We start from the raw sequence: 21,611 nt of genomic DNA, 5'->3' as shown, positions 1-21,611 counted from the left end.
CGTAAAATTCAAAGAAATTGATAGAAATAAAGAATCCAGCAATATCAGCCAAGGAAATCGCATAATTAGCGGAAGCTTTACGAGACAGATGGTATAAAATTGGGAAGCCTTTATTCAATCTTCTGGAGGCCGAAATTGTAATAGCGCCACCGGAAATGATGTGAATAACGCAGAAGCGAATAGCTCGGGTAGGCCATTTGTTTGAGCCACTGTCACGGTTTCCCCAGTCAATACATTCACACCCTGCGCTCCGGCGGTAAGAATGGGCACTTCCACTGTTGTTGCACTCCACATAGTATTGCTCAGAGGAACCTGTTCAGATGCTGTAGGCATGAGTCGGGAAAACCAGCGTGGAGCCACCACTATCAGCATAATGTCATCGGCATGGCGAGCAAAAGCGCACAGGTGATCCTTGCGCGACCCTGTCGTTGTGAGGGGTATATATGCACCATTCTGGAAAACACATGGCCATTGTTTGCGGCTATGCAGCAATCGCCAGGTTAAAAATAACTTAGCACGACCATCCGTAATGTGATCAAGCAACTGTCGGACTTGCTTGGCCAGTGCATCTTGAGGCACAGTCTCAAAGGCTTCCAGTTCTTTTAGCAGATGTTGGCGTTGGACGTAATCCACAGGTCGGCGATTGTCTGGATCGACCAGACTTAAATCCCATAACTCATTACCCTGATAAATGTCTGGCACCCCTGGTGAAGTCAATTTGAGCAGGGTTTGCGAGAGTGAATTAAACATCCCCCAGTAAGCCACACGCTGCTGGAAAGGAAGAAAATCAGCCAGGAAAGTATTTTTTTTCGACAGATCCATTATCTTCCTGATAAAAGCTGATAGGCCATCCTCATAAGACGTATTAGGATTAATCCAGCTAGTATACTCTTTTGCTTCACGCACTGCCTTGAGCATATAAGCTTCAATGCGTGCTAGCAAAGTTTCGTGCTCAGCTTCAGTCAACTCTCCAAATGGCCAAATCCCAATCAATGTTTGGTAAAGCAAATATTCATCATTAGCACTCGGAATCTCCTCACGATCGATCAGCAGCTTTTTGCTTTTGTTGAGATGCTGCCATCGCCGCACTTGCTCCAGCCATTGACTTGGTATTTCTGATAATACATTGATGCGGGCACGCACATCTTCGCTACGCTTGTTATCATGGGTGGAAGTATTGAGCATGGAATAAGGCCAACGTTCCAGCCTTTTAGCGTTCTCAGCATGAAATGCCTTGACAGAATGACCGAAAATACGTGGATCACCGCCTACCTCATTAAGCGAAACCAGGCGATGGTATAGATAGAATGCAGTATCTTCATATCCTTTTGCCATCACCGGGCTGGAAAGCTGCTGAAACTTCATGGCAAATGCAGTAATAGCAGCGACATAAGATGGGTCTTTGTCAGTCGCTGCATCCAGCAGGAGAACGGAGCTGAGAAAATCAAAAATACTGGTATCCAGCACTTGTGTGAATTTCTTCGCTTGCGCTACCGCCCATTCCACATAGCGGCGGTCCAACATTGTAGCCTGCCCGTCGCGCACATACGTCCGATAGACCGGAAGTCGGGCGATCACTTCAGCAAGGGCATTGCGCAGGCTGTTAGTGGTAAAATCACGTGTATGGGGGCGTAATTCGCAAATACGGCTCAATTGTCCTGCCATGACGTTCAATTCACTCGCCATAGCATGTGTCATGATCTTATGCTTGCTGCGGTAGACGAGTTTTTCGAAATCAGGCCATGTATGAGTAAACAGACGGTAAGCGCGCTCCAGCATTGTTTTAGCTCGGAGATCTACAAACAGCCCGTTGACCAGATTGCAAAAGTCATAGCCGGTAGTACCATGAATAGCCCAATCTTCACGCAATGGTTCATGATCAGCCAGAATTTTTTCGACTACGATATAAACGGCTTTTTCACCTTCAACTGCTAACGATCGCAGAGCGACATGGTCCTGCAATCGCTGAAAATACTGCAGTGGATCATATAATCCATCTGGATGATCAATGCGCAAGCCATCCACCTTGCCATCGGCAATCAATTCCAGCGCTAACTGATGGGTTGCATCAAACACATAACTGTCTTCCATACGTAAGCCAGCCAGGTCATTGATGTCAAAAAAACGGCGATAGTTGATTTCATCGGAAGCAACACGCCAGTTAGCAAGACGCCATGGCTGTGCTTCGAGCAATTCATGCAAGAGTGTAAATGATTCGAAATCGCCCATATTACCATTGTAGTCGTTGACCGTATCCAGTACCATCTGCTTGATAGGCGTAGAGATACTGACCAATGTTGCCAGTCGACGTTTGAACAACTCCTGGTCGCGGTGTCGTTCTAGGATCTTATCGGGTGTCGTAGCCTCCTGTGGTGGCAAATTGTCGAAAGCCGTAATCAGGCTGGCGATTTCCTGCAAATCCAGGCTATCTGGCCGTAATTGCGCTTCGAGCAAGGGCAGGCGATGCCGCAACAGCCGGGGATATTCACGCGGAGCGACAGGCAGGCGGTGCTGGTAATACCACACGCTGAAGCTACCACATTCCTCGTCAAAGCTAAGTTTTATTTCACCACTTTCTAGCGTATCGCCATATGAGCGTCCCAGAATAGGCAATAGCACCTTGCCGCGTAGTTCTTCTTTGAGGGGTTGCCAGTCGATATCAAAAAAAGAGGCATAGAACGAGGCCGGACCACTTTCCAGCACATCCAGCCACCATTGGTTGTCCGACCCCATTATCCCCATGTGATTAGGCACCAGATCGAGGACTTGCCTCATGCCATGCGCATGCAAAGCGGTACAAAAAGCTTCAAATTCTTCCTTGGTGCCAATTTCCGGATTCAGTGCGTTGTGATCCACGATATCGTAGCCATGGCTACTGCCGGGGCGTGCTTTGAGATAAGGAGAACAATAGACATGACTGATGCCCAGCATTGCGAGATAGGGCACCAGTTGCGCCGCTTGGGAAAAGGTGAAATTACGGTTGAGCTGAAGACGGTAAGTCGCAAGCGGAATACGTAAGCGCCGTTTCAATATCGGGGCAGGACGGATATGAGGGCGTTCCTGCCGCATTGCTGCAGCCAGCGCGAGCACCCTGCGGTCAGCCCCCCAGGCTTCAAGTTGAAGAGGTAATTTACGTCGCCAATTGGGATGTTGCGTAGTAGTAGAAGGAATATTGATTTGGTCCAACACCTCCAGGATATCTTCGAGCTGTACCATCATTATCCTGGCTGGACCTTGAGCTAGATAGGTATAGACCGCCTGGATAAATTCCGGTGTCGCAATAGAAAGTGACAGCGGATTAACTGTCGCGTCTTCTGGTAACAATCCGGCTTCTTCCAGCATCAGGAAAAGATAAGCACGTTCCTGGGCGCGTGTAACCACTGCGCTGCGACGAGCTTCTTCAGAACTGAACAGCTGTAATTGGGTGCGTTGGATGATATCCCGCCCCTGCCAAAAGCCCGGCAGGGTGGGTAAATCATGCGTGGAAACTGCCGCAAGTGCTTGCGCGGGATAATTCATGGGTGCGACGAAACTACCATCCGCTTCTTTTTCCAGTAGCAGTAATCGGTAGGAGAGCACATTCATAGGCGATAAGGCAGTACGCACTTCTTCCGGGACGGTGCCGAGATCTTCGCCGACAACCAAACATTGGTTACGCTGACTTTCCAGCGCCAGAATGCCGAGCAAATCGGCAAAAGGATAGCGTACATACGCCCCTTCGGTGGGGGGAACCCCAGCAGGCACCCAGTATTGGCGCATTAATCCCATGACATGATCAAGGCGTAAAGCGCCGGCATGCCGCATGTTATGCTGCAATGTCGCAATGAAAGGTGCATAAGCTGCCTCACGCAACCGATCTGGTACAAAGGGCGGCAGCCCCCAGTCCTGGCCGAGTTGATTGTGGAGTTCCGGCGGCGCGCCAACCCCTACACCAATGGCATAAAGTGTTTGATTGAACCAGGCCTCTGCTCCACCATTGTCCACGGAGATCGCAAGATCAAGATAGAGGCCTACTCCAAGCTCCAATTCAAGCGAGCGCGCTCCTGCGGCACCCAGTTGTAAATCAGCTTGCCATTGCAGGTAGGTGAAAAACTCGATGCGCTCCCGATTTTGACTTTCAAATTCACGCACCTCTGCCGATTCCGCATAGCGATAGGGTTCCGGCCATACCGGCCAACCCCATATAGCGGGATCTTGGTTATGGAAATGCTCTTGCAATGCCTCAAACAGGGTATGGCGGTATAGTCTATCCCCCTCACGCGCTTGGAAGGCTCGAAATGCGGTGGCACGCTCACTACCGTTCGCTAAATGCTGCTCACAGAAATAATGGTACAACATTTCCAGCATGGGGAGCTTGAGTGCAGCAACACCAGTGTAATCGACCAGATCGGTTGCGCGTAATCCTTCCAGCCGTATCTGAAATTCAGGAGTATGGACTAAAGCACGTGCTGCCTCGCATTCGTGAAAATCAGCAATAGCCTCTACATCAAGATAAAGAATATTAACGAATAAACGACTGGATGGGCTATAGGGACTGGCATGTTCTGGATTATGCGGAAACAAGGCGTGCAGCGGGTTAATGCCGATCACATCCGCACCTTGTGCAGCCCATTGCTCCAGCAATAACCGTAGATCCGTAAAGTCACCTATTCCCCAGTTACGCTCGGATCGTATTGTATACAATTGTACCGCTGGTCCCCAGATGCGGCCAGAATTGGCAATTGCCTCAGGCTGATAACACGTAGCAGGAGGCACAATCAGTAATTGTTCTCCCAATTGCTTTTCTGCATATGATAGGCTTAAGCGGTGATAACCTGGAGGAAGATGTTCAGGTAACACTAACCGCCAGGCCGTATAACCAACCCCTTCAATATTTTTGGTTTCAATTTTTGCTAGCGTTTGGGGACGGAACTGACCATGCTGATTACGACCATCCTCGCGCTCCAGGCGCCACCCCCACTCTACTCCAGCACAGGCATCTTGTACGACCAAACGCACCCAAGGCGGTTGGTCTCGTAGCACTGATACGGGTTCAAGTGCGCGCCGCCAAGGACGTAACTCACGCTCTTCAATGGCTGTAATAATTTTTTCCGGCGTGGAGACATCAAATCCCATGGCAGTCAGTAGCATACGCTGAGTGGCAGGAGTAGTGATATGGCGTTTCTGCCAATTATCGGTATAGGCAGGCAAGATTCCGGCTAGCTCGCTTAAATGGGCCAGTAATTCAGATTCTTTTTCAAGCTCATCCATAGTCTTCCCTATCACTTTCCTTTAAATACCAGCCTACGGTAAATGCAGAGAGGTTGCCAGACGACAGCTGGCCATCAACATCTGCCCTGCTACCGTAAAATAATTTGCCTTGTGGCGAGGCAGTCAAGCGAGCAGGCGTTGCTCCCAAATTGGCATATACTGAGATCCCTGTCTCATCGTCAAGCTGCCAATTGGCACGCAGTGCGTGTGATGTCAACACCTCAAACCCACCACCACGCAAGAGGCTTAAGCGCGGAACAATGACGCGTTGCCGCAAAGCCAGCAGTTCTTGATATAAGGCAAGCCATTCATGGTGCGGTGGATGATGCTGTGCCTGCCAATTCAGTTTTGCCCGCTCAAAGGTGGATGCTGCGCACGGATCGGGGATCGCTTCACACGCAACCAAATCGTGAAAACGTTCAAAACGGGTAAATTCCTTGCGTCGTCCAATGGTCACTGCTTGAGCCAGTTCCCCGCTGAATCCACAAAAAAAGAGAAAAGGCTCTCGTGCGCCCCATTCCTCACCCATGAACAATAAAGGTACCGAGGGCGACAACAGGAACAGGATTGTAGCAGCACGTAATGCTTCAGGTGCAGCCAGTGTGGCCAGGCGTTCGCCGAACGCACGATTACCAATCTGATCATGATTTTGTAGAAAGGCAACAAAGGCCGAGGGAGGCAGGTATACGCTGGGTTCACCCCGTGATTCACCATGGCGATACGCAGAAATTTCGCCTTGATAGGCAAACCCTTCTGTCAGGCAGCGTCCCAAATGACGGATAGGTGCGTCTGCATAATCGGCATAATATCCATCGTGCTCATGCGTCAACAGCACATGGTAGGCATGATGCACATCGTCATTCCATTGCGCATCATAGTGGATAGCTTGTCCATTCGGTCTACGTGTAAGGTAATGAGCGGCATTGTGATCATTTTCCAAAATGAGATGGATATGACGCTTTGCACCGAATGTTGCGCGTGCACTGAATGTTGCGCGTACCGTCTGTGCCAGCTCTTCCAGAATATCGGGTTGACTGTCATCGGCAATCGTGTGCACTGCATCGAGGCGCAGACCATCAAAATGGTATTCCTCCAACCAATACAGCACATTGTGAATGTAGAAATCGCGCACAACACGGCAACCTTCACTATCATAGTTAATGGCTGCCCCCCAGGGCGTATGATGCCGCACGGTGAAAAATTGAGGCGCATACACATGCAAATAATTGCCCTCCGGCCCGAAGTGATTGTAAACGACATCGAGCAGCACCATCAAATGGCGGCGATGAGCGCTCTGGATCAGGCGTTTGAGATCGTCAGGCGTGCCATATACCTTATCCGGTGCGAACAGTAAGGTACCGTCATAACCCCAATTGCATTGACCAGGAAAATCAGCAACGGGCATTAATTCGATGGCGGTCACGCCCAGATCCGCCAGATAGTCAAGTTTTTGCTCGAGCGCTGCAAAAGTACCCTCTGGTGTAAAAGTACCGACATGAATTTCATAAATCACGGCCTCTTGCCAAGGCCGGCCAGACCACATCTCATCTTGCCACTCGAAAGCAGCGGGATCAATTATCTGGCTTGCTCCATGTACATCATCAGGATTATAGCGTGACGCGGGATCAGGTACATATAATCCATTATCAATTTGATAATAATAACGGCTGCCCGCATGCGCATGCTCGCTTATCCACTCATACCATCCATTCCCTTGTGCTTGCAAGGACACCGGCGCTCGATCATCAATAAACAGCATGAGCTGACGTGCTGCGGGTGCCCATAGACGAAAGCGTACCTTACCTTCTTGAGTAAATTCAGCACCGAAAGGCATGCAGTGTTGTCGTTTCATGCTTGCTCCCTACAGGTAACGACCGATAGAGTGGTCGTATTTTCCTTTCGGTACGATCACAATTCCTGAGTCAGTAACGGTGAAATACTTCGCATCTTCTTGTCGGTCATAGCCGATTCGACTATCCGCTCCAATCAGATTATAACGATCTATAATGGCACGTTTAAGGCGTGCTCCTCGACGTATAATGGCATAATCCATGATAATGCACTCATCGATCTCAACTCCTTCTTCTATTAATACCTCGCGGCGTATGATCGAGTTGCGAACTTTCGCGCCCTTTATGAAGCTGCCATCATCGATGATGCTGTTCTCGATTTCGGCACGCATGAACTTGGCTGAAGGCCCTTGATATTCACTGGAAGCAACCCGCCAGTGCGGATTAAACAGATTGAATTTTGGCTCAAGCCCCAGCAAATCCTGATGGGCCAGAAAATAGGCATCAATTGTACCAACATCTCTCCAATAGGACTCCTCCTCGTAATCGCGCACACCCGGTATGCGATTGTCGGCGAAATTATAGGCAAATACACGATGACTCTGGCACAAGCGCGGCAACAGGTGTTTACCGAAATCTTTCTCGCCACGACGTTTTCCTTCCTCCAACGCGGCGTACAATACCTCGGTACTGAACAGATAATTACCCATAGAAGCATAAGCGCGGGCAGGGTTTCTCGGCATGGTCGGGGGATGTTTTGGTTTTTCATGGAACTGATGAATACGCCCATCCTCACAACACTCAATCACACCAAAAGAACTGGCTTGCGTGATATGCACTGGCAATGCGGCTACGGTGACATCGGCATTATTTTCCAGGTGAAACTTTACCATCTGCTGCACATCCATGCGATAAATGTGATCAGCTCCAAATACTGCCACGAGATCCGGCGCATGCTGTCGAATCAGATTAAGGTTCTGATACACCGCATCAGCTGTTCCCTGAAACCACTCTGGTCCTTCGCGCATTTGTGGCGGCACCACAGTCACGAACTGTTCCGGAAAAATAGGTGCTAATCCCCAAGACCGGCGAATGTGCTCAATTAGCGACTGCGATTTGTACTGCACGAGCAAATAGATCGCAAAAATGTGGGAATTCACAAAGTTAGACAAAACAAAATCAACAATACGGTAGCGTCCTCCAAAGGGAACCGAAGGTTTGGAACGTTCGCAAGTAAGTGGATAAAGGCGTTTACCTTCACCACCAGCCATCACCATCGCAAGTATTCTCCGATTAGGCATGCTTATTCTCCCCAGGTCATAGTGCGGTTTGTTCAATTAAGTCGAGCAAAAGCAACATCACGGATTCCAACCCGCTGGACCATTCATCTAGAGCCAGACTCAGTTCATCCAAAATTTTTTCCAGCAGGAACAATTCGAGCAGTTTTTGTGCTTGAATCGGATCGGTCGGGTAAGCACAGCAGCCGGCAATGGATGGCTGGTACCCAGACATAAAAGCATCAATGGCAAGATGTTCCCACTGACGTGCATAACTCTCCAACAAGTCCCGATGATCCGCACGTTCCACAAAATGCCGATTCAACGCCAGGCGTGCCGTAGCCCTAATAGAACAGAATATGCCAGCAACATCCTTGAGAGGTGATTGTTTGGTGCGTCGTATTTCTAAAGGCTGGTTAGGATCACCTTCGAAATCGATAATCACAAAATCATTATGGCTGATTAAAACCTGATCAAGGTGGTAATTCCCATGTATGCGGATTTTGTGCCAAGCAAATTCATCAGACAGTGAATTTATAATACGATTAAGCATTTTCGAGCGCAAGCTGAGCAAGCGTTCACAAATCCGGTATGACTGCTCAGGTAGCTGCATTAATACTTGTTCCAGTTTATTGAAAACGGAGATAAAATTCTTCTCTAACTGGGCTATCAGTGCCGACATTTCACTGGCAGTCTGGCGCTCTGGATCGAAGGCAGCATTGCCGGTAGTGTTCGCCAATGCCTGATGTAATTCAGCTGTACGCTGACCTATGATGTTCATTTGTACCATATGGACTGCATGCACATCAGGTTCTTGAGCGCGATCAGGTTCATCTACACATAATTTGAAGTAGCGGCCTAAATAGTCTTGCGTGTAGTGGCCAAAAGTACCCCGATTTGCTACATAGCGGTGCAATACTGCAATAGCAGTAACAGAATCTCCACTTTGATAGGTTAGACTGCCTGCCAACGGTGCTACGCTCGCGCATGGCGAAATTTCGGTCAGAAATTGCCCCATTTCCAGCTCTGGGTTGATACCTTCTTGTACACGCCGATAAACCTTGAGTATAGCTTGGTCGCCATAAATAATGGAAGTATTACTCTGCTCTTCTGCCAGATGAATCACATCAATAGTTTCTGGCAATTCCGGAAAAGCGGATGCCCTGGAACACACCATCTCACCCGAGGCAAAAGGCAGACGCATCTCTGTTACGATAGCATTCAGCAGGAAATGGCAAAAAACATCTTCACCTAGCGCGTCATAGAGCATACCTTCTCGCGCGTGCTGCCTGGCCTTGGCGAGCATCCAAGGTGACAAGTCGTGGTATTGCTGATCCGCAGCTTTTCCGAGCAGTAGACCCAGCGGAAGAAAATAAGTTTGTGCTATCCCTTCATCGAATTGCAGCTTGATTAAAAGTGGTAGCCATTCTTTACCATCATTGATCTTCCAGACTTGATTCAAGTTTAATTCCAGTTGAGTAATGGGTTGACCTAGTCCGTTAAACCAGCGCTGAGCAATGAGGAACTGTGGTAACACTTGTGTTTCCAATTGAGTGCGCGTTTTGCGGGCAAGCACATCACTTACTTTTCCTTCAGACTTCAGCATCAATGCACTCAACAAACCTTCAGGCAAAACCAGTACAGGCAACAATTCACGCGGCAACTTGTCCACGTGCCAGACAGGCGCATCCACATCCACGGACAAACGGAACCAGTAAAAACTGTAACTGGGTAAGCTCAATAAATAAGGCAGTTCACCAATGGCAGGAAAAGCAGTACGCCCCATTAGCTCCACTGGTACACGGCCTTTGTATGCTGCGAGATTCAGCTCTACCGGCTGAGCGCTATTGGCAAGATTAGCCACACATAAAATACTTTCGTCTTGATATTCGCGCAGATAGGCAAGTATCTTGCGATTACCCGGATGTAAAAATTTAATACTGCCACGGCCAAAGGATTTGATTGATTTACGCGTGGCAATTAAATGTCTCATCCAGTTGAGTAACGAATAGGTATTGCGGCTTTGCGCTTCCACGTTGATGGTTTCATAACCATAAATCGGATCCATGATGGGCGGTAGATAAAGCCGCTGCGGATCGGCGCGCGAAAATCCTGCATTGCGGTCGGGACTCCATTGCATCGGAGTGCGTACACCATTACGATCGCCCAGATAAATATTATCGCCCATGCCAATTTCATCACCGTAATAAATAATAGGGGAGCCTGGCAGGGACATGAGCAGGCTGTATAACAGCTCGATCTTGTGGCGGCTACCTTCCATCAGCGGCGCCAAGCGTCGCCGGATACCTAAATTAAGCCGCGCGAGCGGATCGGAAGCATAAGTGAGATACATATAATCACGTTCACGGTCGGTGACCATTTCCAAGGTCAATTCATCGTGATTACGCAGAAATACCGCCCATTGGCAATTCTCTGGAATTTCGGGTGTTTGTCCCAGTATTTCGATGATGGGATGGCGATCTTCCTGGGCTACTGCCATAAAAATACGTGGCATCAAGGGAAAATGAAAAGCCATGTGACATTCATCCCCATCGCCAAAATATTCACGCACATCTTCCGGCCATTGATTAGCCTCGGCAAGAAAAATGCGATTAGCATAATGCTGATCCAGCTCAGCACGTAAATATTTGATGATGGCATGAGTTTCAGGAAGATTTTCATTATTGGTGCCATCGCGCTCGCACAGATAGGGTATGGCATCCAGTCGCATACCATCCACTCCCAAATCAAACCAAAAGCGCATAGCACGCAGTACTGCCTTAGCTACCCGCGGATTATCAAAATTGAGATCCGGTTGGTGTGAAAAGAAGCGATGCCAATAATAAGCTTGTGCCACTTCATCCCATGCCCAATTTGATTTTTCTGTATCGGTAAAAATGATGCGCGTTCCTTCGTATTTTTTGACGGTATCGCTCCACACATAATAATTACGCTTGGCAGAACCGGGCTGGGCTACACGCGCCGCCTGGAACCAGGGATGCTGATCGGAAGTATGATTGATAACCAATTCGATAATGACTCTGAGATCGCGTTTATGCGCTTCTTGCAGAAAGGTTCGAAAGTCAGCCAATGTACCGTAATTGGAATGAATACCACGATAGTCCGAAATATCATAACCATCATCGCGCAGAGGAGAAGGATAAAATGGCAGCAACCACAGTGTATTGACCCCCAGTTCCTTCAAGTAATCCAACCTGGAAGTCAATCCGGCGAAATCACCAATGCCATCGCCATTACTATCACTAAAAGCACGCACGTGTAATTGATAAATAATGGCATCTTTGTACCAAAAAGCATCCTCTTCGCCAGGCATAATCCTTCCTATTATCAGTTAATTGGCGTATAAGGCCCGCAGTCTCCTGCTAGCGATTATTTTTGCAGGCAACTGGCTAAAATAGCTAGCTTTTGCTCAATTTATTACCGCCAGCCATGAGCCCATTAGCTTGGGCGCTTATTGAAATTTTTTTGTACACGCATACTGCGTGTTTTTATTTAGAGCCTTTTTATTAAATTTTGCCTACATCAGGCGCTGAGACCCATAATTGCGTATTATCCAGAGAAGTTGCTGCTTTGAGTATCAAAGCAGCTAATAGCCCAATAAAAAATCAGACAAAGGTGAAGGAAATAAAATCCCGGAAATAATGGTTAATGAGAGCTTATACTTTCATTACACTACGTAATTTCATTTCCAAATCAAACATGACGCAGAGGTGAGCGCCGACAGTATCAATAATACGGCAAAGTGAAGCCGACAAAGTTAGTTTTGATTTAAAAATGATAAAAAAGAAAAACACCAGCAATTCAATTTATTTACGGACCTGATCAACCTCGGAGTAGATGCGTGAATATATTAAGCCTTTTTAGATCAATTTTGGGAGAACGACCAGACTTCCTTTTCATCACTCTGAAGTTAAGCAGTATTTGTTTATACCGATCAGTTAATCGGCGCTGTGCGGTAAAATGTCATCAAGGCTATGTGTTGGAATTTTCCATCAAGCTTGCTCACTTTTTCTGCGTGTGCTCACTCGCATTCTGCGGCATTTCTGTGGTGCAAGCTGGGGATAATTCATGCCAACAAACTGGCGAGACGCATATCTGGATCTCTCCTCTCAATCCTAAAGTCGATGAGCAGATCAAGCTCATGGCTGTGTCCACGGATGGGCTCGTGTCGGAACTCACGCTGATCGACCATCAAGATCAGCGCATGCCGTTACGTTCACACCGTCGAGGGGGCCCACCTTGGAGCCTTGTGGCTGAATTGGCAGGTGTCAACGAAGGCCATTATCGAGTAGAGGCGAGCCGGAATGGAAAACTAATCGCTTGTCATGCACTCATCATTGGCGAATCAGGAGCTCAGAAAAAAGAGCGGAGAGCTAAAACATGGAACCTTGCCACGGAAGCTTTTTATTCTGCCTGGATCGAAGCATTGTTTAGCGCGCCACCTGAGGAAAACCTTCATTTCCGTTCTTTGGAACCTGTGCTGCGCAACAATGAGCGCAACTTCCTGCACAATTATCTTGGCCTCAATGAGGATCATCACTTGCCACTTACCCCCGATTGTGCCGATCTCCCCTATACCTTGCGGGCTTATTTTGCCTGGAAGGTTGGTTTGCCCATCTCTTTCCGCGCTTGCGGGCGTGGCTCAGCCAAGGCGCCACCTCAATGTGGTACAGCTACCGTCATCACCGAATTTACCCACGGCATCAGCTCACAGACCGGTTTCATAAAAATCAGCAGGCAGTTAGTCAATACCGTTCATTCAGGTTCATTACGGACAGGATTAGAGAGCGAGTCGACGGATCTGTATCCCATCACTCTCAGCCGGGAGAGACTCTGGCCGGGCACAGTCTATGCTGATCCCTACGGTCATGTGCTGGTGCTGGTTGAATGGGTTCCGCAAATAGAAGGACGCCCCGGCCTTTTACTAGCCGTCGATGCTCAACCAGATAACTCGGTTGCGCGCAAACGGGTCTGGGAGGGTACGATGCTGTTCACAAATAATGAAAGCGCCGGACCAGGCTTTAAAGCTTTTCGTCCTTTGCTGCCAACATCCTCAGGCGGGTTACGGCTACTCTCGAATGACGAATTGATCGAGAACCCTGATTTTGCCCCTTTCTCCTTGGAGCAAGATCAACTCTCTGCAGACAATTTCTATGCCAAGGTAACCAAGCTCATCAGCCCTGCAGGCCTTGAACCCAAGCAAATTTACGAAGCCACACTGGATGCGTTGATAGAACAAATCGAAACGCGCGTGACTTCGGTAGACAATGGTGAAGCCTATTTTCGCAAATACTCCGGCAGCACCATTCTCATGCCTAGTGGCACGGCAATCTTCCAGACCATCGGCCCGTGGGAAGATTACTCCACCCCGTCCCGCGATATGCGCCTGATCATTGCCATCAATGTGTTAAACGGCCTACCTGAGAAGATCGTACGCTACCCAGAATTGTTCGTACTGAAAAACCAGAGTCCCGAAGAAGCCAAGGCCGGAATCGAGCAATACCACGTAAGGCGCATCCATGAACACAGCATACGCTATACACGCACTGACGGTAGCCCATGGGAGCTTTCCATAGCTGAGGTGCTAGCACGGAAGTCAGCCTATGAAATGGCTTATAACCCCAACGATTGCCCTGAAATACGTTGGGGCGCACAGCCAGGAACAGAAGAGTATTCCACCTGTCGCCGCCAGGCACCCGCGGCACAGCGCGCAAAAATGGAGCAATATCGCAGCTGGTTCCGCGAAGCCCGCAGGCCGGCACCATGAAAACCCTCGTATTCCATTTCTCAAGCAAACATGACGCGAAGGCGAGCCGCAGACAGTAGCAATCATACGGTCAGGAAAAGCGGATAACATCAGGCTTGGTTTAGAAATAAAGGTATTCTAAGCAAGAAAAAATCACCTCATGCAACGACATTGTTACCTGATTGAAATCAGTTCTTATGAGTAAATAGGGAACATCTTCAAACGGGAATTAAGACAGGCAGAACTGGATTAACCAGGTATCTGTTATACGCCGCAAATCATTAAATTTTATCTATCCCAATTGATCCGTACGTTACCTGCGACAACCTCATGAATATGCTTCATCGTTGGATGAGTATCGTACTTCTTAGTGACGATTTCAATATAAACACCTGTTCCCGAACTTTCAGCTCGTGCGAGAGCTGCATCGAGCTCACCGCAGGTCGTCACCCGCGTCGTGAACCAGTCGCTGCAACCCAGAGCGGCCGGAAGCTGGTGGTAATTCCATTGGGTAATGTCATTGTATTCCATATCGGGATGCTTGCAGAGCACTCGCTCAATAAGATAGCCGTTGTTATTCAACACAAAGATGATCGGTTTCAGTCCGTACCGTCCAAACTGGCCGATTTCCTGGACAGTCATTTGATGGGCACCCTCACCAGTGATAAGCACCAGCCGCCGTTTTGGGTCGGCGATTGCCGCACCAAAGGCAGCAGGCGTTGCCCAGCCAATCGCAGCCCATAGTAATTGGTTATGAAACACAGAACCCTTGGGCATGCGGGCGCAAAACATCGGAAAAGCGCTGGAGCCTGTTTCCTGAATCAGGATATCACTTGGTTTCAGGAATCTCTCCCAGCGTGGATATAACGCATGAGCTGTTATCGGGTCATTACCTTTACCTTCCGGCTCACCCAGGCCTACAGGCTTGGGTCCTTTGACATCTGTGCGTTTGGGTAGACGCCGGGTCAGTTCTGCGAGGGCGTCAGCGAGCTGAATATTACGAAAAACGGCCTGACCCACCCTGACTGCATGCAGCTCAATGTTGATGGTTTTAGCGCGGTCAATTTTTCCAAAGAAGAAATCAGTCATATAAGCGCCGAGACCTAATACACAGTCCGCACCTTCGACAAAGGTTTGCGCCGCATCGGGAATGCCCATTCGACCGGACCATATGCCGATAAAATTCGGATGTGTTTCGTCGACATCGGTCTTATCCGAGGCGATGGTGGCACAAGGCAACCCTGACGAATTGATAAGCGCCATGACTTGGTCCTTTAGCCCAAGGCGTGAAGTGATATTTCCGGGCATAATGACAGCGGTATGAGCTCTGGATAACATGGCGAGCATTGCGTCGACCGCAGCTGATAATGATGTAGGATCGCTCAGAGGGGCTGGAATAGGTTCAGCCCTGCCTAATACTTGCATGGTCGCATAGTCAAGTGGAAATGCCATGTATACTGGCTGACGATTATAACAAGCAGCGGCAATCAGTCGCTCAGTCTCGCTTGCGCAGTTTTCCGGCGTCATGATGGCACGGGCACAGGCGACGGGCTCTGACATCTTGTAGAATAAATCGAATTCCCCATTACCCAGAGTGTGGTGCACTTTTCCTCTCGACTCCATCATTGCCTGTCCCGGAATACCGACCAGGTGAAACACCGGCAAGTTCTCGGCGTAGGAACCGGCGATGCCGCAGAGAGCGCTCAGCTCGCCTACACCATAGGTTGTGCAAAGAGCTCCGAATCCCCTGATGCGTGCGTAGCCATCCGCAGCATAAGCCGCATTCAGTTCGTTGCAGCAACCAATCCAACGCATATTTTGATCGTTGCAGATCGCGTCGTTAATAGGGAAAGAAAAATCACCGGGTATCCCGAAAATATCCGTTATCCCAAGATCTTGAAGACGCCCAAGCACATATTCAATAACTGTTATTGCCATCCCGTCTTCTCCTATTTTTTTTACGATTGGTAACCGTTATGCTTCATATCCTGCTTGAAGGATAATCCCCTATCCAAACCACATACCTTCGTTGCAGAGGCGAAATACTCAACTCCTTATTTCATTGCTAAATCAAAACGGACTTTGTCAGCTTCACTTTGCCGTATGATGGATGCTGTCTGCAGCTCGCCTTCGCGTCATGTTTGATTGGAAAATGGAATTATTCCAAATTATTCCTTTACTCAGGCAAAATCCGCATCCAGCACGACACGGTAACGCGCTTTGCCTGAGCGGAGATATTCCAGTGCTTGGTTGACCTGACTCATCGGAAAATGCTCCACTTGCGGTGCAATACCGGTTCGTGCGGCAAATTCCATCATCGTAGCGATCATGGTGGGACTGCCTACCGGTGATCCTGAAATACACTTATGCCCTAAAATCAGATCGATGGCTATAATCGGTATCGGCTCAGTCACCACGCCCAGGATATGCAAGCGACCTCTGGGTTTCAATGTTTTTAACAGCGCTTGCCAATCCTGTGGCGCGTTAGCGGTCATAATCAGCAAATCAAGCGAGCTGGAGATTTTCTCCAAAGCTTCTCTATCGTGGCTCAGCACCACATGGTGAGCGCCGAAACCTCGCGCCTCATCAGCTTTGGATTGATGAGTAGTAAATGCCGTCACTTCGCAGCCCCAAGCTCTGGCAAATTTGAGGGCCATATGACCCAGACCGCCGACACCGAGTACACCGACGTGGTCAGTTGATTTGATGCCACAGGTTACCAATGGCGAAAATACGGTGACACCGCCGCATAACAGCGGCCCTGCAGACGATATGTCGAGTCTATCTGGCAGCGGAACAGTCTAGGCCCAATGCGCACGAACACGGTCCGCGAATCCACCGTGGCGTCCGACTATTGTGGGCTCGACTTTGGGACAGAGGTTATTGTTACCAGTCATGCATTCGTGACAATGCATGCAACTGCCGGCGTTCCAGCCAACGCCGACGCGTTGATCGGTTCGCAAGCCCTTGCCCTTACTGTAATCGCCCAAAGCTACGATTCGTCCAACTACCTCATGCCCTGGAATAAACGGATAATGCGACCAACCCCACTCATCATTGATCATCGCAACATCGGAATAGCAAATACCACAATATTCGACGGCAACTTCCACCTCTTCCGATCCGAGGGGCCCTGCATCATAAGTAAACTGCTTAAGTTTCTGCTTGGGACCGTGTGTGGCCCAGCCATGAATTTTAGTCACAAGGCTTTCCTCCGAACTATTGATGAATATTCAACCAAAGAGGTTTCCCAGCATCATGTTTACAAAAGCGCTATTTAGGTTAAGCTGGTCGAAGATCGAGGTTGCTTCTTGGCAGTTTTACAAACTCCGCCAATGGTAAAGAATTGATTGAAACGATCCACTCAATTTTATTTATTCAGTTATACAAGAGTTTGTACTCATACATGAAAACTCATCAACGTATCTTCAAAAAAGATGATTGACTTCTGAGCGCATTCGCTTGCCTCTCTAAATTTTTGGGTCAACATAATTTAATATTTGAATTAAATTCTGCTTAATCCCTAAGACCATGCAAAAGCAATAAGTTGATTCATGCGAGCCTGATTACATGATTAAGGTATGGCATAGCCCTATGTGTCAGGATACCTTTCACCGCAGTTGAAACCTAAAAACTTGAAGGGCGAAGTGAGAGGACATGAAGCAAAAGAGTTATTCAAAAGAATTTAAGGAATCAGTCATCAAGAAGATGATGCCACCCAATGCGGTATCTGTTCCCCAATTGTGTAAAGAAACAGGCGTATCTGATGTTACGCTGTATAAATGGAGAAAAGAATACAGGAATAGGGGGATCGCAGTGCCGGGAGATAACAGTAAAGCAGATGACTGGACAGCAGAAGATAAGCTGGCGGTTGTAATAGAAACAGCTGGTTTGAATAGCGCACAACTGAGTGAATATTGCCGCAGTAAAGGCTTGTACTCAGAACAGATTGATCAATGGAAAACGGCAGCACTGTCAGGGTATCAACGCCATGCCCAGGCTGAGAAAGAAAAGAATCGCTATCGTCAGGAAGAGCGGAAGCAGATAAAGCGTCTGGAAGCTGAACTCAGACGCAAAGAAAAAGCACTGGCAGAAACAGCCGCGCTGCTGGTGCTGTCAAAAAAGTGCGAAGCCATCTGGGGGGTGAGCGAGGAAGATTGATCTGCGCGCAGGATCGTCAGATGGCCATACAATTAATAACAGAAGCAGTGAATCAAGGTGTACGGCAACGATTGGCCTGTGAGGTGATCGGCATCAGCAGCCGCACGCTGCAATACTGGCATCACATTGGCCTGGAAGATCGTCGGCAGATAGTCGAGAAAACGCCTGCCAATAAACTCAGTGAGCAGGAAAGAAAGCATATCCTCGACGTTTGTAACAGTAAAGAATTCTGCAGCCAGACACCTAAACAGATTGTCCCTGCCCTAGCAGACAAAGCTATTTATCTGGCGTCAGAAAGCAGTTTCTACCGCATTTTACGTAATGCTGGCCAATTGCATCGCCGAGGCCGTACGGCCAATCCAGGCACGACAAAGAAACCGACAACCTATATGGCAGATGGACCCAATCAGGTGTGGTCATGGGACATTACCTATCTGGCCAGTACGCTCAAAGGCGTATTCTTTTACCTGTATCTGTTCATGGATATCTATAGTCGTAAAATTGTAGGCTGGGAAGTCTATGAGAATGAATCATCGGAACGAGCTGCTGATGTTTTGCGAAAAACCCGGTTGACTGAAGTATTACCCATCCACCAGAAGGTGGTATTACATTCAGATAATGGCAGCCCGATGAAAGGGGCCACCATGCTGGTAACAATGCAGAAGCTGGGTGTTGTTCCATCATTCAGCCGCCCTTCGGTGAGTAACGATAATCCGTATTCAGAGGCATTATTCAAAACTTTGAAATATACACCTGCTTATCCATCCAAACCTTTTGAAAGTCTTGACGAGGCACGCCAATGGGTGCTGCATTTTGTTGACTGGTATAACCACTGTCATCGCCATGGCGGCATAAAATATGTGACACCAACACAGCGCCATCATGGTGATGATGTGACTCTTCTTGAACAGTGAAAACGTCTCTATGAGGAAGCGAAAAAGAAGCATCCGGAACGTTGGTCAGGCGAAACCCGAAACTGGTCACACGAATCAACAGTCAGGCTTAATCCCGGTAATACGCAACCAAAAACCACGATGGAAAAGGTTGCTTAAATAATGTATTCAGGCGAAAAGTATGTTGACACCTACCGATAGCAAATAAGCTAGCAATAATGCGATTGCATACAATTTCAGCTATCGACACCACGAATTAAAATATGCGGAGAAAATAATCAGCTGGTCTGACTTTCTTGTTATAAAGAATGGATATATAGAGATAGATAAGATTTGGGGCTTAAGTAACTAAGGTATAGTTACTTAAGCCCCAAATTTTACAGCACTAACAAGTGAAGAGGAAGTCAGGCTTCCCCTTCTACTGATACGCTATCAAGCTGGCTCAGCGGTAATTACGTTATCCCAGGTGGGCGCTTGGCCTACCAGTTTAATCGATACATCGTCGCCAAAGTTAACGATTATGGTATCAGCCTCAATTTTGATATTTGTGATATGACCAGCTACCTCATCACGAGTTAAACCAAATCCACTGAGGTCCAGCGTATCACCTTCCTCTCCATTAAAGTTTTCAATTGTCCAGTTCCCCAGATCATGGAAAACAAAATTATCTGCTCCCTCTTCACCTTGGCAAGGGTGATCTGGACGTGCGTCAACATTTTTATGTTTACCACCATGGTCATTGCTACCGTGGTCTTTACCATCGCGGTCTCTACCACCTTGGTCATTTCCGTCCCGGCCTTTACCATCCCGGTCTCTACCACCCTGGTCATTTCCGTCCTGGCCTTTACCATCCCGGTCTCTACCACCTTGGTCATTTCCGTCCTGACCTTTACCATCGCGGTCTCTACCACCTTGGTCATTTCCGTCCCGGCCTGCACCATCCCGGTCTCTACCACCTTGGTCATTTCCGTCCTGGCCTTTACCATCCCGGTCTCTACCACCTTGGTCATTTCCACCTTGGCCTTTTCCGCCATGGTGATGATCGCCTTGGCCTTCACAATCCTGGCCCATACCGCCGCCCTGACCACCTTCTTGGCCTTCACCACCTTGGCCTTTTCCGCCATGATGATGACCATCTTGGCCTTCACCACCATCAGGTCTCATGCCTCTATCGTTTCCATTAGCACCATGATGATCACGATCACCACCTTGGCTCATATCGCCCTGGTTACCTTGGCCTTCACCATCTTGGTCTTTACCATCTTGGTCTTTACCATCATGACGACGGCCATGACCACCTTGGCTCATACCGAGCAAGTCTAAAATGTTTGGTCCATTACCATTAGCTGCGTTGGTGTTTCCTTCAGCATTAGCTTCGGCATTGGTTCCATTGTTTCCATTGGTTCCATTGGTTCCATTGGTTCCATTAGCATTAGCTTCGGCATTAGTTCCATTGTTTCCATTAGCATTAGCTTCGGCATTAGTTCCATTGTTTCCATTGGTTCCATTAGCATTAGCTTCGGCATTGGTTCCATTGTTTCCATTGGTTCCATTGGTTCCATTGGTTCCATTGGTTCCATTGGTCCCATTAGCATTAGCTTCGGCATTGTTTCCATCGTTTCCATTAGCATTAGCTTTGGCATTGTTTCCATTAGCATTAGCTTCGGCATTGTTTCCATTAGCATTAGCTTCGGCATTGGTTCCATTGTTTCCATTGGTTCCATTAGCATTAGCTTCGGCATTGTTTCCATTAGCATTAGCTGCAGCGGCTCCTTTACCACCACCATGAGCTGCAGCAGCTGCAGCCCCTGCTTCAGTACCAGCAGCTTGTGTACCAGCAGCTTGTTGCTGCGCAAACCAAGTTGAACGAGCATCATTTCCAGTTGTTGTACCCATTGTCTTCTCCTTTTATTTTAAATAAATACTAGTTGAACAACCTTTTGCACCATGTTAGGAAAAGCTATTTTTTAAGCTCATCTCACTCTTCCTTTAATATATGTCAATAGAGGTTGCTACTAGCAGCGGTTGCTACGATCAAAGAACTCATGAAGTAACATCACAGCCCTATTGTTTGAAAGAAATTACCTCATGAATCAATTTAAATTACCCCTCGTAATGCAGAAGTAATTCAGTCACTTTGATTTTTAAATTTCGAAGGATTCCCAAGATTGAATAATATTCATCTTGACTATTTTTATGATATGCAAGCAGTTGTCTTGTTATGTATTTCAAACTTCAACTTCAGATTTAATATCGTCATTTCATACTCCTCAATTTCATCCATTCGTCTACTGATAACGCCAGTTAGAACTAACAAACATTCTGCCTTTCTTTGATCCTTTGGTTACTCACAAAATGCTACCCCCAACCGCTGACTAGCCTTTGCTGTACCGCTAAAATGAAACCCATCCTTGGCAATAAGTTCATTTCAAGCAATTGCGCAAACGTAGTAAATCGCTTAGCAACGTGAACA

General features: G+C 47.9%; 9 protein-coding genes and 1 pseudogene. 2 read left to right on the top strand and 8 right to left on the bottom strand.

Annotated features, from left to right (window positions below):
* Positions 1 to 114: 114 nt before the first annotated feature.
* Genes AAW31_RS08945 through treS form a run of 4 tightly spaced genes read right to left on the bottom strand, consistent with a single transcriptional unit; the run spans position 115 to position 11,651 of the window.
* On the bottom strand, positions 115 to 5,250 hold the full coding sequence (locus tag AAW31_RS08945; RefSeq protein ID WP_046849982.1) for a malto-oligosyltrehalose synthase: 5,136 nt from the start codon (positions 5,248 to 5,250) through the stop codon (positions 115 to 117).
* Positions 5,243 to 7,102, bottom strand: coding sequence for a malto-oligosyltrehalose trehalohydrolase (gene treZ / locus AAW31_RS08940; RefSeq protein ID WP_046849981.1), 1,860 nt, complete (start codon positions 7,100 to 7,102; stop codon positions 5,243 to 5,245). The genes AAW31_RS08945 and treZ overlap by 8 nt, the downstream gene beginning before the upstream one ends.
* A 9-nt stretch (positions 7,103 to 7,111) precedes the next feature.
* Positions 7,112 to 8,341, bottom strand: coding sequence for a glucose-1-phosphate adenylyltransferase (glgC, locus tag AAW31_RS08935; protein ID WP_046849980.1), 1,230 nt, complete (start codon positions 8,339 to 8,341; stop codon positions 7,112 to 7,114).
* A gap of 16 nt (positions 8,342 to 8,357) precedes the next feature.
* On the bottom strand, positions 8,358 to 11,651 hold the full coding sequence (gene treS / locus AAW31_RS08930; RefSeq protein WP_144412899.1) for a maltose alpha-D-glucosyltransferase: 3,294 nt from the start codon (positions 11,649 to 11,651) through the stop codon (positions 8,358 to 8,360).
* A 663-nt stretch (positions 11,652 to 12,314) separates the two neighbouring features.
* Here treS and AAW31_RS08925 point away from each other — a divergent pair.
* Positions 12,315 to 14,105 (top strand): hypothetical protein, encoded by a 1,791-nt coding sequence (locus AAW31_RS08925; RefSeq protein ID WP_144412898.1) that lies wholly within the window; start codon positions 12,315 to 12,317, stop codon positions 14,103 to 14,105.
* Positions 14,106 to 14,372: 267 nt separating this feature from the next.
* Here the strand turns inward: AAW31_RS08925 and AAW31_RS08920 are convergent, their stop codons facing one another.
* From AAW31_RS08920 to AAW31_RS22725, 3 genes are all read right to left on the bottom strand, one after another.
* Positions 14,373 to 16,022 carry an alpha-keto acid decarboxylase family protein gene (locus AAW31_RS08920; protein ID WP_082110390.1) on the bottom strand — a complete coding sequence of 550 codons (1,650 nt, stop codon included), beginning with the start codon at positions 16,020 to 16,022 and terminating at the stop codon, positions 14,373 to 14,375.
* A gap of 242 nt (positions 16,023 to 16,264) precedes the next feature.
* The gene (locus tag AAW31_RS22730) at positions 16,265 to 16,807 is read right to left on the bottom strand and encodes a zinc-binding dehydrogenase (RefSeq protein WP_235264542.1); all 543 of its coding nucleotides are present in this window, start codon (positions 16,805 to 16,807) and stop codon (positions 16,265 to 16,267) included.
* A 78-nt stretch (positions 16,808 to 16,885) separates the two neighbouring features.
* Complete coding sequence (locus AAW31_RS22725; RefSeq protein WP_235264541.1) at positions 16,886 to 17,287, bottom strand: alcohol dehydrogenase catalytic domain-containing protein; 402 nt, start codon at positions 17,285 to 17,287, stop codon at positions 16,886 to 16,888.
* Between the two features lie 454 nt (positions 17,288 to 17,741).
* Between AAW31_RS22725 and AAW31_RS08905 the strand changes: the two are divergent.
* Positions 17,742 to 19,297 (top strand): annotated as a pseudogene (locus tag AAW31_RS08905) (IS3 family transposase).
* 273 nt (positions 19,298 to 19,570) lie between these two features.
* Here AAW31_RS08905 and AAW31_RS21290 read toward each other — a convergent pair.
* Complete coding sequence (locus tag AAW31_RS21290; protein WP_046849978.1) at positions 19,571 to 21,034, bottom strand: hypothetical protein; 1,464 nt, start codon at positions 21,032 to 21,034, stop codon at positions 19,571 to 19,573.
* Between the last annotated feature and the right edge of the window lie 577 nt (positions 21,035 to 21,611).

Origin of the sequence: Nitrosomonas communis, assembly GCF_001007935.1 — a bacterium.
Taxonomy (GTDB): Bacteria; Pseudomonadota; Gammaproteobacteria; order Burkholderiales; family Nitrosomonadaceae; genus Nitrosomonas; species Nitrosomonas communis.
This window is presented reverse-complemented; position numbering and strand designations above follow the sequence as displayed.